Origin of the sequence: Delftia lacustris (assembly GCF_040267515.1) — a bacterium.
In the GTDB taxonomy this organism is placed as follows: Bacteria; Pseudomonadota; Gammaproteobacteria; order Burkholderiales; family Burkholderiaceae_C; genus Comamonas; species Comamonas tsuruhatensis.
The window spans coordinates 3824966-3837590 of record NZ_CP141274.1 but is presented as its reverse complement, the minus strand read 5'-3'; the positions used below and the strand labels follow the sequence as shown (position 1 = coordinate 3837590).

Sequence of the window (12625 nt, the reverse complement as noted above, 5' to 3'; positions counted from 1 at the left end):
CAGCGTCCGGTGGCGGCAAGCAGGCACTGCTTTGGTGCGTGCTGGCCAGCCCGGGCAGGCGCCGCGCTTGAATTCTTCAGGCACGCCTCGCATATCCCTTCCGGAAAACAGTGGCTCCGATGGCTAGAATGATTTTCATGGCAACCCAACCCCCTTCGACCCCTCCTGCCATTCCCACAGTGCGGCCCGTGTCCGATGACGACGGCGCCGTGGTGCTGGAGCGGCGGCGCCAGCGCGTGCAGCCGCCGCAGATGTACCAGGTCGTGATGCTCAACGATGACTTCACGCCCATGGAATTCGTCATCATCGTCCTGCAGGAACTCTTCGGCAAGGACCGCGAAACGGCCACCCAGATCATGCTCAAGATCCATCTCGACGGCCGCGGCGTCTGCGGCGTGTACTCGCGCGATGTGGCGGCCACCAAGGTCGAGCAGGTGCTGCAGGCCGCCCAGAAAGCGGGCCATCCGTTGCAGGCCATGTTCGAGCCTGTTGAATAAACCCGGGCCGCCCTGATTTATGGTTGCAGTCAATAATCCCCAGCAAGCGAAAAGGAGTCATCAATGATCGCCCAGGAACTGGAAGTCAGCTTGCACATGGCCTTTGTCGAAGCACGCCAGCAGCGCCACGAGTTCATCACCGTGGAACACCTGCTGCTGGCCCTGCTGGACAACCCCAGTGCAGCGGAAGTGCTGCGCGCCTGCTCAGCCAACATCGATGACCTGCGCTCGGCCCTGTCCAACTTCATCAAGGACAACACGCCCCAGGTCGCGGGCACCGACGAAGTGGACACGCAGCCCACGCTGGGTTTCCAGCGTGTGATTCAGCGCGCCATCATGCATGTGCAATCGACCGGCAACGGCAAGAAGGAAGTCACGGGCGCCAACGTGCTCGTGGCCATCTTCGGTGAAAAGGACTCGCATGCCGTCTACTACCTGCACCAGCAGGGCGTGACGCGCCTGGACGTGGTCAATTTCATCGCCCACGGCATCAAGAAGGGCGAGCCGCCCGAGCCTGCGAAGGCGGAGAACCCTGCGGAATCCGAAGAGGGTGCCGGTGGCGAACGCAACGAAAAGGCCTCGCCCCTGGAGCAGTTCACGCTGAACCTCAACCAGGCGGCCAAGGATGGCAAGATCGATCCGCTGATCGGGCGCGACTACGAGGTCGAGCGCACCATCCAGATCCTGTGCCGCCGCCGCAAGAACAACCCGCTGCTGGTCGGCGAGGCCGGCGTGGGCAAGACCGCGATCGCCGAGGGCCTGGCCTGGCGCATCACCGAAGGCAAGGTGCCCGAGGTGCTGACCGAGGCCGTGGTCTATTCGCTGGACATGGGCGCGCTGCTGGCAGGCACCAAGTACCGTGGCGATTTCGAGCAGCGCCTCAAGGGCGTGCTCAAGTCGCTGAAGGACAAGCCCAACGCCATCCTGTTCATCGACGAGATCCACACGCTGATCGGCGCGGGCGCCGCTTCGGGCGGCACGCTGGACGCGTCCAACCTGCTCAAGCCGGCGCTGTCCAGCGGCCAGCTCAAGTGCATCGGCGCCACCACGTTCACCGAGTACCGCGGCATCTTCGAGAAGGACGCGGCCCTGTCGCGGCGCTTCCAGAAGGTGGATGTGGTCGAGCCCACGGTGGCCGAGACCGTGGACATCCTCAAGGGCCTGAAGTCGCGCTTCGAGGAACACCACAGCGTGCAGTACGCCGCTGCCGCCCTGCAGGCTGCGGCCGAGCTGTCGGCCAAGTACATCAATGACCGCCACCTGCCCGACAAGGCCATCGACGTGATCGACGAGGCCGGCGCCGCGCAGCGCATCATTCCGGTGGAGCAGCGCAAGCAGACCATCGACAAGGCCGAGATCGAGGCCATCGTGGCCAAGATCGCGCGCATTCCGCCTGCCAACGTGTCCAACGACGACCGCAGCAAGCTGCAGACGCTGGAGCGCGACCTCAAGAGCGTGGTCTTCGGCCAGGACAAGGCGCTTGAGGCGCTGGCCTCCTCGGTCAAGATGGCGCGCTCGGGCCTGGGCAAGCCGGACAAGCCGATCGGCTCCTTCCTGTTCTCGGGCCCCACCGGCGTGGGCAAGACGGAAGCGGCCAAGCAGCTGGCCTACATTCTGGGCGTGGACCTGATCCGCTTCGACATGTCGGAGTATATGGAGCGCCATGCCGTCAGCCGCCTGATCGGCGCGCCTCCGGGCTATGTGGGCTTTGACCAGGGTGGCTTGCTGACCGAGGCCGTGACCAAGAAGCCGCATTCGGTGCTGCTGCTCGACGAAATCGAGAAGGCACATCCGGACATCTTCAACGTGCTGCTGCAGGTCATGGACCACGGCACGCTGACGGACAACAACGGGCGCAAGGCCGACTTCCGCAACGTGATCCTCATCATGACCACGAACGCGGGTGCAGAGACCATCAACAAGGCCTCGATCGGCTTCACCAACCCGCGCCAGGCCGGCGACGAAATGGGCGACATCAAGCGCCTGTTCACGCCGGAGTTCCGCAACCGTCTGGACGCCATCGTCAGCTTCAAGCCGCTGGACGAGCAGGTCATCCTGCGCGTGGTCGACAAGTTCCTGCTGCAGCTGGAGCAGCAACTGGCCGAAAAGCGCGTGGAGGTCACCTTCACCGATGCGCTGCGCAAGCACCTGGCCAGGAAGGGCTTCGATCCGCTCATGGGCGCCCGTCCCATGCAGCGCCTGATCCAGGACACCATCCGGCGCTCGCTGGCCGACGAGCTGCTGTTCGGGCAGCTGGTCGACGGTGGCCGCCTGGAAGTGGACTGGGTGGTCGATGCCGACGATGCCGAAAAGGGCGAGGTCAGGCTCGACATCACGCCCCAGCCCAAGCAGGACCCGGCTTCCGAGCCGGCCGAGCCCAAAGAGGCCACCGCCGACTGATGTGCATCGCCTGATGCCCATCGCGCAAGCCGACAGCCCCCCGGGCTGCCGGCTTTTTCTTTGATCCGCCCGAAGGAGTCTTTGTGGAGTGGCTTCGTCAGTACCTGACCCATGAGAATGCGCTGCTGCTGCTGTCGGTGACCTGGTCGGTCTATGTGGTGATCGTCGCGGTGTGGATCCTTCTGCAGCGCAGCGCACCCGTGGCCACACTGAGCTGGCTGCTGTCCATGGCGGCGATTCCCGTGGGCGGGCTGGCCATCTACTATTTCTTCGGCCCGCAACGGCTCAAGCGCCAGCGCATCAAGCGGCTGCGCGCGCGCAAGACATCGCGCGTGCGCTCGGGCGTGCAGCGGCTGCGCGAGCGCATGCCCGGCAGTCCCGAGCGCCTGCACCAGGTCGCGCGACTGGTGGCCGCCACCAGCGACTTTCCGGTGAGCACGGCCACCGACCTGCGGCTGCTGGTCGGTGGCGCGGCCACCTTCGACGCCATCATCGACGCGGTGAATGCCGCGCGCCACCACATCCACCTCGAGTACTACATCTTCGAGCCCGACCAGACCGGCACGGCCCTGCGCGACCTGCTGATACAGCGGGCCCGCGCAGGCATACAGGTGCGCCTGCTGGTGGATGCCCTGGGCTCCAAGAAGCTGGGGCGGCGCTTTCTGCAGCCGCTGGAGGATGCGGGCGCCGAGGTCGCGCTGTTCCATGGCACCAAGATCGGCCGGCGGCTGCGCCCGGTCATCAACTTCCGCACCCACCGCAAGATCCTGGTGTGCGACGGCAAGGTGGGCTTCACGGGCGGCGTCAACGTGACCGACGAAGAGAACGCGCGTGTCATGCCCGATGCCTACCACGACGTGCACCTGCGCCTGGAGGGCGCCATCGTCAACTGGCTGCAGACCGTGTTCCTCGAGGACTGGGCCTACGCCCTCGAAAAGGACCCCAAGAGCGAGCCCGCCGACATCGACCTGCTGCTGCCGGACGCGCCCGAGGGCCCGCTGCCCGTGCAGGTCATCACCTCCGGCCCCGACAACGGCCTGCAGGCCATCTACCGCGCCCATCTTGCGGCCATCAACGCGGCCGAGGAGCGTGTCTGGCTGACCACGCCGTACTTCGTTCCCACGGAGGCCGCGCTGGCCGCGCTCACCAATGCCTCGCTGCGCGGCGTGGATGTGCAGCTGCTGGTGCCGCGCCGCTCCGATTCGGCCCTGGTCACGGCGGCCGCGCGCTCCTACTACGACGAACTGATCCGCTGCGGCGTGCGCGTCTACGAATACAAGGCGCGCATGCTGCACTCCAAGACGCTGGTGGTGGACGGCAGCATCTCCATCATCGGCACGGCCAACTTCGACTACCGCAGCTTCTTCCTGAACTACGAAGTCTGCGCCATCGCCTACGGGCCCCAGCTCAATGGCGACCTGGCGCGCCAGTTCGAGCTGGACCTGGAGCAGGCGCAGCGCGTGCATTTCAAGCGCGACCTGGGCTTCGCACTGCGCCTGTTCGACTCCGGCGCGCGCCTTTGCTCACCCTTGCTGTGATGTCCGGACGCACTTTTTTCGCAGGCATACTCGCCCGATGGCCCATACCTTCTTCTGGCACGACTACGAGACCTTCGGCGCCCAGCCGCGCTATGACCGGCCCGCGCAATTCGCGGGCATCCGCACCGATGCGGAACTCAATGAAATCGGCGAGCCCGTCATGTGGTACTGCCAGCCGGCAGGCGACTACCTGCCCGATCCGCAGTCCTGCCTGATCACCGGCATCACGCCCCAGCAATGCCTGGAGCAGGACATGCCCGAGGCCCAGTTCGCCGCCCGCATCGAGGCGGAACTGGCCCAGGCCGGCACCGTGGGCGTGGGCTACAACACCATCCGTTTTGACGACGAGATCACGCGCTTCATGTTCTGGCGCAACCTCATCGACCCCTATGCGCGCGAATGGCAAAACGGCTGCGGGCGCTGGGACCTGCTCGACGTGGTGCGCATGGTCTATGCGCTGCGCCCCGAAGGCATTGTCTGGCCGAAAAAGGAGGATGGATCTCCAAGCTTCAAGCTCGAGGACCTGGCCCGCGCCAACGGCCTGCTGCACGAGAAGGCGCACGACGCCCTGTCCGACGTGCGTGCCACCATCGGGCTGGCCCGATTGATCCGCAAGGTCCAGCCCAGATTGTTCGACTTCGCCTTCTCGCTGCACAAGAAGGACCGGGTGCTGCAGGAAATGGGCCTGCCGGCCGAGCCGGCGCATGCCAGGCCCTTTCTGCACGTCAGCGGCATGATCCGGCCCGAGCGCGGCTGCATCGCCGTCATGTGGCCGCTGGCCACGCACCCCACCAACAAGAACGAGATCATCTGCTGGGATCTGGCGCAGGACCCGTCCGAGCTGGCCTCCATCGACGTGGACACGCTGCGCCTGCGCCTGTTCTCGCGCGCGGCCGACCTGCCCGAAGGCATGCAGCGCCTGCCCATCAAGAGCATCCACGTCAACAAGTCGCCCATGGTGGTCGGCAGCCTCAAGACGCTGAGCCCGGCCATGGCCGCGCAATGGGGCATCGATGTGGAGCAGTGCATGGGCCATGCGGCCATTGCACGGGACCTGCCCGACATGAGCGCGCTGTGGCGTGCCGTTCACCAGCGCCCTGCGCAGGAAGGGCTGGATGCCGACCAGGACCTGTACGGCGGTTTCGTGGGCAATGAGGACCGGCGCCGCCTGAACCACCTGCGCAGCCTGTCCGCGCAGGAGCTGGCGCTGGACCGCACGGGCTTCGACGATGCACGCCTGACCGAGCTGCTGTTCCGCTACCGCGCCCGCAATTTCCCCGCCAGCCTGAACCCGGCCGAGCGCCAGCGCTGGCTGCAGCACTGCGCGGCCTGCCTGATCGAAGGCAAGGGCGGCGCACGCACGGCCGAGCAGATGTTTGCCATGGTCGATCAGCTATCGGAAACTGCCGACGAGCGCGGCGAGGAGATCCTGGGGGCGCTGTATGACTATGCCGAGGCGATCATGCCGGAACTTTAGTTCCCCCTGAGCCGCTGCGCGGCTTCTCCCGAGAGGTGCGACACTCTCGCGGCGGGGCGGCCGGCGTAGGCACTTGCTCGGTCTTCCTCGCCTTGGACCGCGTCGGCTTCAGGCGCAGCGCCCATTTGTGCCTTCAGCCAAAGAACTTGTAGCAGACCACGATGGCCGCCACCACGCCGGCCAGTTCGGCGATGAGGGCGCAGGGCACGGCGTGGCGGGCACGCTGTATGCCCACGGCGCCGAAGTAGACGGCCAGGACGTAGAAGGTGGTTTCGGTGCTGCCCTGGATGGTGGCGGCCACCAGGGCGGCGAAGCTGTCCACGCCCTGGGTCTGCATGGTCTCGATCAGCATGGCGCGCGCCGCGCTGCCCGAGAAGGGTTTGACCAGGGCCGTGGGCAGGGCGTCCACGAAGCGGGCGTCCATGCCCATGGCATCGACCCCCCAGCGTATGCCCGACAGCGCATACTCCAGCGCGCCCGATGCGCGGAACACGCCCACGGCGCAGAGCATGGCCACCAGGTAGGGCAGCAGGCCCTTGGCCACGTCAAAGCCTTCCTTGGCGCCCTCGATGAAGCTGTCGTAGACCGCGACCTTGCGCCAGGCGCCCAGGGTGACGAACAGCACGATCAGGGCAAACAGCGTCAGGTTGCCCAGCAGCGATGACAGCTGCGCCAGCGCGGCCGCCGACAGCGTGGCCAGAAAGGCCATGAAGCTCGCCAGCGCCAGGCCCAGCGGCAGCAGGTAGCCCAGCACCACGGGGCTCCACAGCGGCAGCCTCTGCACGACGGCCACGGCCAGCAGGCCGACCAGGGTCGAGGCCGAGGTGGCCAGCAAGATCGGCAGAAAGACCAGGGTGGGATCGGGCGCACCCTGCTGCATGCGGTACATGAAGATGGTCACGGGCAGCAAGGTCAGCGACGACGCATTGAGCACCAGGAACAGGATCTGCGCATTGGTGGCGGTGTCGGGCCGGGGATTGAGCTCCTGCAGCGAGCGCATGGCCTTCAGGCCCATGGGCGTGGCCGCGTTGTCCAGTCCCAGCCCGTTGGCCGCGAAGTTCAGCGTGATCAGGCCCAGGGCCGGATGGCCGCGCGGCACCTCGGGCATGAGCCTGGCGAACAACGGGCCCAGCACGCGCGCCAGCCACTCCACCACGCCGGCCTTCTCTGCGATGCGCAGAAAGCCCAGCCACAGCGTCAGCGTGCCGAACAGCAGCACCATGACCTCGACCGACAGCCTGGCCATGGCAAACAGCGCCTGCACCATGGCCGAGAAAATCCCGGCCTGGCCGCCGACCAGCCATTGGGCCAGCGCAGCCACGGCCGCCACCAGAAAAAAGCCCAGCCACAAGGCATTCAGCATGGATTCCCGTCCCTCACGAGGCAATTGCAAGCCGCCATTGTGGGGCCAGCCGCAGGGCTTACGGGCCAGGGCGGCAGGGCATTGACAGGGCTCCGTTATCCTCGCGGCCCCGTGGTCCGAGGACCGCACCATTGCTGCAAAGGATTCCATGCCCCAGGTGATAGGACAGGTGAGCGTCGCCGTGCGCGACTATGACGAGGCGCTGCGCTTTTATGTGGGCGCGCTGGGCTTCGTGCTGATCGAGGACACCGCCCTGTCCGAGGGCAAGCGCTGGGTCACCGTGGCTCCCGGTGGCGGCGGTGTGCGCCTGCTGCTGGCCCGTGCCACGAATGAGGAACAGGCCGCGCGCGTGGGTAACCAGACCGGCGGGCGCGTGTTCCTGTTCCTGCAGACCGACGACTGCCTGCGCGACTTCGAGGCCTACCGCTCGCGCGGCGTGCGCTTTGTGCAGGATCCCCAGCGCAAGCCCCACGGCACCGTGGCCGTGTTCGAAGACCTCTACGGCAATCTGTGGGATCTCATCGAGTTGCATCCGGCGCGCTGAGGGCCTAAGGCGCACTGCTTCAGCGGCTGGCCACGATGAACAGCCTGGGGAAGGGCAGCAGCACCGTGCCATCGTCCAGCGCGGGGTAGGCCTGGGAGATGGCCTGCAGATACGCTGCGTAGAAGCCGGCCTTTTGCTCCTCATCCAGCGGCGCGACGAAGGGTCGCAGCGCCGAACCCTTGAACCACTCAACCACCGCGGCATGGCCGCCCGCCAGCGGGTGGAAGTAGGTGGTGCGCCAGACATCGACGTTGCTGCAGTGCGGGCGAAGCAGGGCGTAGTAGAAGTCCGCGCTGTGACGTGCGGGGTGGCGCACATCGCCAATCGTGGCAGCCCATGGGCCGCTGGCGGCCACTTCGCGCGCCAGCCGGTGGGCCGGTTCTTCCAGGTTGTCCGGCGTCTGCACGGCCAGGCTGCCACCGGGTGCCAGGTGGCTGACGAGGCGCGGGTAAAGCTGCTGGTGGTCTGGCAGCCACTGCAGCGAGGCATTGGCCAGGATCACGTCCTGCGGCTGGTCGGGCTGCCAGGTGGCGATGTCGGCCAGGCAGAAGGCCGTGCCCGGCAGCCGCTTGCGTGCGGCATCCAGCATGTCCTCGGAATTGTCCAGTCCCGTCACGGTGGCCCCGGGGAAGCGCTGGGCCAGGACCTCGGTGGAGTTGCCGGGGCCGCAGCCCAGGTCCACGGCCAGCCGCACGGCGCGGCCAGGCAGATCGGGAATGGCGGCCACCAGGTCGCGCACGGGGCGGGTGCGTTCCTGCTCGAACGTTGTGTACTGCTTTGCGGACCAGGTCATCGTGTTGCCTTTCAGGTAGGTGTGTTTGTGGGGCGCGAGCGTAAATCCGTCCATTCATGATTGCAAATGCCACAATCGAAGCCTTCCCATACCTTGAAAGTATTGATGTGCCCGAGCTTCGCCAACTGCGCGCCTTTGTCGCCATCGCCGAGGAAGGCCACATCACGCGCGCGGCCGAGCGCCTGGGCATGCAGCAGCCGCCGCTGACGCGATTGCTGCAGGGCCTGGAGCACGAATTGGGCGTGGAGCTGGTGCAGCGCCTGCCGCGCGGCGTGCGGCCCACGGCGGCGGGGCTGGCGCTGCTGGAAGAGGCCAGGGCGCTGCTGGCCCGCTCCGATGGGCTGGCCGAAGTGGTGGGCCGTGCCGCCCGCGGCGAGACGGGCCGGCTGGCCGTGGGTTTCACCAGCTCTGCCGCACTGCATCCCTTCGTGCCCGGCGTGCTGCGCATGTTCCGCCAGCAGGTGCCCGGCGTGGCCGTGGCGCTGGAGGAGGCGGGCACGGGCGAGCTCATGGATGCATTGCTGCAAGAGCGGCTGGACGCGGCCTTTGTGCGCTCGCCCCTGCACGGCAGCCAGGGGCTGCAGGCCGTGCCGATTCTGGAGGAGCCCATGCTGCTGGCCCTGCCGGCAGGGCATGCGCTGGCACGCCCATTGCGCCGGCCCGTGCCTTTGCCGCAGCTCGCCTCGGAGGATTTCGTGCTGTACCGGCGCAGGGTGGGGCAGGGCCTGTACGACGCCATTCTCAAGGCCTGCCTGGAGGCCGGTTTCAGCCCGCGCGTGGTGCAGGAGGCGCCGCGCATGACGGCGACGCTGAGCCTGGTCTCGGCAGGGCTGGGGCTGTCCATCGTGCCTGCCTCCATGCAGCGCCTGCGCAGCGACGGCATTGCCTACCGCACGCTGTCGCAATGCCCGGGGCTGGCCGCTCCGCTGCATCTGGCCACGCGCGTGGGCGATGCGTCTGCGGTGCTGCGCAGGTTCCAGGACCTGGTTGCCACGGCGGCCGTGGCGGAGTCCTGAAGGTGCGGACTATGGTGACCGGGTTGCTGCGCGTGCGGCAGCGCGAGGACCGCCGCGCTGCCTGACCACGGTGCGCGCGCATTCCACCAGCTTGTGGATCAGCGGCAGGCGTGCCGAAGAGCGCAGCCACATCACACCGAAGCGCCGCGACTGCGATTCCTCGGGCAGGGCCAGCCGCACCACGCCCTGGCCATCGGGCAGGTTCAGCGCCGTGTCGGGCACCAGGGAGACGCCCAGGCCCCTGTCCACCATCATGGCAATCGCCACCAGCGAGCTCAGTTCAAAGCGCTCCTGGGGAGCGATCTGCGCGGCGCGCAGGTAGCGCTCCACCATCTGGCCGCCGCCCAAGCTGCGGTCATAGCGGATCAGCGGCTGGGTGCGCAGCAGCGTGTGCGGGTCCAGGTGCGCCAGCTGGCGCGGCACCAGCAGCACCAGCGGCTCCTCGCGCAGCAGTGTCCAGTCGAAGGTCTTGGCCAGGGCGAACGAGGGGTGCAGGCAGACCGCCGCATCCAGCTCGCCCTGCCGCACGGCCTCGTACAGCTCGCGCGTGGTGGCCGACCGCAGGAACACCTTGGCGTCAGGGCACTTCTTCACGAAGCCGGCCAGGATGTCGGGCAGCAGGCTGTGCAGCGCCGTGTTGATGGTGCCTATGACCAGTTCCCCGGCCGTGCCTTCCTGGCTGACATGGGTCTTGGCATTGGCCAGTTCGCGCAGCAACTGCGGCGCGGATTGGGCCAGGCGGTGGCCGGCCGGGGTGGGCAGCACGGTGCGGCCTGCGCGGGCCAGCAGGGGGGCGTCGAACTCGCGCTCCAGGATGCGGATCTGCTGGGCCACGGCGGCCGCCGTGATATCCAGGCGCCGCGCGGCCTCGGCCATGGAGCCGGTCTCCACCACGAGCAGGAAGCTGTGCAGGTAGCTGGTTTCCATAAACAAAGAATTTGTGTGGTTTGAACAAATATTACCTGTGCTTCTCTTGGCTTTCTGCCGCCCACAATGCGGGCCATGAGAAGCAAACTGTTTGTTCCCGCATCGCGTCCCGAGCTGTTCGCCAAGGCCCTGGCCGGCGAGGCCGACGCACTGTCCTTCGACCTGGAGGACGCGGTGGCCGAGGCCCGCAAGGACGAGGCGCGCGGCCTGCTGCGCAGCTTCCTGCTCACCCCTGAAAGCCGGGGCCACGGCAAGACGCTCATCGTGCGCGTCAACGCCATGGACACGCCGCATTTCGGAGCCGACATCGCCGAGATGGTGCGCGACGGCGTGCACCTCATCAATCTGCCCAAGCCCGAGACCGTGCAGCAGGTGCGCGAGGCCGCACAGCGCATTGCCGAGGCGGCAGATGCCAACGGCGTGCCCCAGGCGCCTGGCCTGCTGCTCAACATCGAAACACCCCGCGCCCTGCGCTGCGCTGCCGAACTGGCCAGCGCCCACGCCAGCGTGGCCGGCCTGCAGATAGGGCTGGGCGACCTGTTCGAGCCCTTTGGCGTGAACCGGCGCGAGCCCGCCGCCATTGCCCAGGTGCTGCTTGCCGTGCGCTTGGCCGCTGCCGAGGCAGGCATCTATGCCTATGACGGCGCCTTTGCCGACATCCGCGACAGCGACGGCTTCAGCGCCGAGGCGCGGCTGTCGCGCGGCCTGGGCTTTCTGGGCAAGACGTGCATACACCCCAGCCAGGTCGCGCTGGCCAATGCGGTCTACCAGCCGACCGAGCAGGAGATTTCCCACTCGCTGAAGGTGGTCCAGGCGGCCCGCGAGGCTGACGCCAATGCGCTGGGCGCCTATGTGGTGGACGGAAAGATGGTGGACAAGCCCTTTGTGCTGCGTGCCCAGGCCATCGTGGCTGCGGCGCATGCACAGGGGCTGCTGGTGGCCTGAATAGGGTTCTGGCATTCCGGTGTACCGGCGTCCTGCATGCCGGGCAACACAACGACAAGAAACAGGACAGGAGACAAAGACATGAGCATTTCGCATTGCCGCACGCGGCGCAGGCTGGTGGCGCTGGCGGCCACGGCAACGGTGGCCACGCTGGCCGGGCTGGCTTCGCCGGGATTGATGGCGCAGGGCGCCTTCCCGTCCAAGGCCATCACCATGGTGGTTCCCTATCCGCCGGGAGGCTCCAACGATGTGTTCGCACGCCAGGTGGCCAAGGAAATGGGCGATCTGCTCAAGCAGACCGTGATCGTGGACAACCGGCCCGGCGCCAGCGGCAACACCGGCACGGCCTCGGTGGCCAAGGCGGCGGCAGACGGCTACACGCTGGTGGCGGTGTCGTCGAGCATGACCACGAATGCCGCGGTGCAGGCCAAGATGCCCTTCGATCCCGTCAAGGACCTGGCGCCCGTGGCCATGTTTGCCAAGGGCCCGCTGGTGGTGGCCGTGAACAACGAATTCCCGGCCAGGACGCCGCAGGATCTGGTGCGCGCCATCAAGGCCAGCCCGGGCCAGTTCAACTACGCCACCTCGGGCACCGGCAGCATCAACCACTTCGCGACCGAGATGATGCGCTCCATGGTGCCGGGCATGGACATCATGCATGTGCCCTACAAGGGCCAGGGTCCGGCCGTGACCGACGTGATCGGCAACCAGGTGCAGATGCTGGTCTCCAGCGGCCCGTCCATCCTGCCCATGGTGCGCAACGGCAAGCTGCGCGCCATCGGCATCACCAGCCTCAAGCCCAGCCCCATTGCGCCGGACCTGACGCCCATGGCAACGGCCATCCCGGGCTACGAATTCGATCTGTGGTGGGGGCTGCTGGCGCCTGCGGGCACGCCCGCCGACATCGTGGACCGCCTCAACCAGGCCGTGAACCAGGTGCTGGCCAAGCCGACCATCCAGGCCAGCTTCCTGCGCGAAGGCGCCATTGCCAACCCCGTGACGCCGCAGCAGTTCGCACAGGTGATCCGCAGCGACGTGGCGCGCTGGAAGCAGCTCGCCAAGGACCGCAATATCCAGGCCGATTGAACCCGGCCTTTGGCGGGAGGCGCCCCAGGCCTTCCCGCT

General features: G+C 67.3%; 11 protein-coding genes. 8 read left to right on the top strand and 3 right to left on the bottom strand.

Annotation, left to right across the window (positions count from 1 at the left end; all coding sequences use genetic code 11):
* Nucleotides 1–119: 119 nt before the first annotated feature.
* The 4 genes from clpS (at nucleotide 120) to sbcB (ending at nucleotide 5912) form a co-directional block, all read left to right on the top strand.
* A complete protein-coding gene (clpS, locus tag U6958_RS18920) occupies nucleotides 120–497 on the top strand; it encodes an ATP-dependent Clp protease adapter ClpS (protein ID WP_016454840.1) in 378 nt (125 codons plus the stop codon).
* 63 nt (nucleotides 498–560) lie between these two features.
* The gene (gene clpA, locus U6958_RS18915; protein WP_074923373.1) at nucleotides 561–2897 is read left to right on the top strand and encodes an ATP-dependent Clp protease ATP-binding subunit ClpA; all 2337 of its coding nucleotides are present in this window, start codon (nucleotides 561–563) and stop codon (nucleotides 2895–2897) included.
* An 83-nt stretch (nucleotides 2898–2980) separates the two neighbouring features.
* A complete protein-coding gene (gene cls / locus U6958_RS18910; protein WP_016446867.1) occupies nucleotides 2981–4435 on the top strand; it encodes a cardiolipin synthase in 1455 nt (484 codons plus the stop codon).
* Between the two features lie 37 nt (nucleotides 4436–4472).
* Nucleotides 4473–5912, top strand: a complete 1440-nt coding sequence (gene sbcB, locus U6958_RS18905; protein WP_074923374.1) for an exodeoxyribonuclease I — start codon at nucleotides 4473–4475, stop codon at nucleotides 5910–5912.
* Nucleotides 5913–6045: 133 nt separating this feature from the next.
* Here sbcB and U6958_RS18900 read toward each other — a convergent pair whose 3' ends face one another.
* On the bottom strand, nucleotides 6046–7275 hold the full coding sequence (locus U6958_RS18900; protein WP_016454837.1) for a nucleoside recognition domain-containing protein: 1230 nt from the start codon (nucleotides 7273–7275) through the stop codon (nucleotides 6046–6048).
* Nucleotides 7276–7423: 148 nt separating this feature from the next.
* Here U6958_RS18900 and U6958_RS18895 point away from each other — a divergent pair, with 148 nt between their 5' ends.
* The gene (locus U6958_RS18895; protein ID WP_016454836.1) at nucleotides 7424–7819 is read left to right on the top strand and encodes a VOC family protein; all 396 of its coding nucleotides are present in this window, start codon (nucleotides 7424–7426) and stop codon (nucleotides 7817–7819) included.
* 19 nt (nucleotides 7820–7838) lie between these two features.
* Here the strand turns inward: U6958_RS18895 and tam are convergent, their stop codons facing one another.
* Nucleotides 7839–8612 (bottom strand): trans-aconitate 2-methyltransferase, encoded by a 774-nt coding sequence (gene tam / locus U6958_RS18890; RefSeq protein ID WP_193584890.1) that lies wholly within the window; start codon nucleotides 8610–8612, stop codon nucleotides 7839–7841.
* A 107-nt stretch (nucleotides 8613–8719) separates the two neighbouring features.
* Between tam and U6958_RS18885 the strand changes: the two genes are divergently transcribed.
* Nucleotides 8720–9628 carry a LysR family transcriptional regulator gene (locus U6958_RS18885; RefSeq protein WP_193584788.1) on the top strand — a complete coding sequence of 303 codons (909 nt, stop codon included), beginning with the start codon at nucleotides 8720–8722 and terminating at the stop codon, nucleotides 9626–9628.
* A gap of 9 nt (nucleotides 9629–9637) precedes the next feature.
* Here the strand turns inward: U6958_RS18885 and U6958_RS18880 are convergent, their stop codons facing one another.
* Nucleotides 9638–10555, bottom strand: coding sequence for a LysR family transcriptional regulator (locus U6958_RS18880; RefSeq protein ID WP_016446874.1), 918 nt, complete (start codon nucleotides 10553–10555; stop codon nucleotides 9638–9640).
* 75 nt (nucleotides 10556–10630) lie between these two features.
* Here U6958_RS18880 and U6958_RS18875 point away from each other — a divergent pair, with 75 nt between their 5' ends.
* Together U6958_RS18875 and U6958_RS18870 are read left to right on the top strand one after the other, a co-directional pair.
* Nucleotides 10631–11500: a CoA ester lyase gene (locus U6958_RS18875; RefSeq protein ID WP_074923375.1), complete on the top strand. Its 870-nt coding sequence runs from the start codon at nucleotides 10631–10633 to the stop codon at nucleotides 11498–11500.
* Between the two features lie 81 nt (nucleotides 11501–11581).
* Nucleotides 11582–12586: a tripartite tricarboxylate transporter substrate binding protein gene (locus tag U6958_RS18870; RefSeq protein ID WP_074923376.1), complete on the top strand. Its 1005-nt coding sequence runs from the start codon at nucleotides 11582–11584 to the stop codon at nucleotides 12584–12586.
* Nucleotides 12587–12625: the final 39 nt, after the last annotated feature.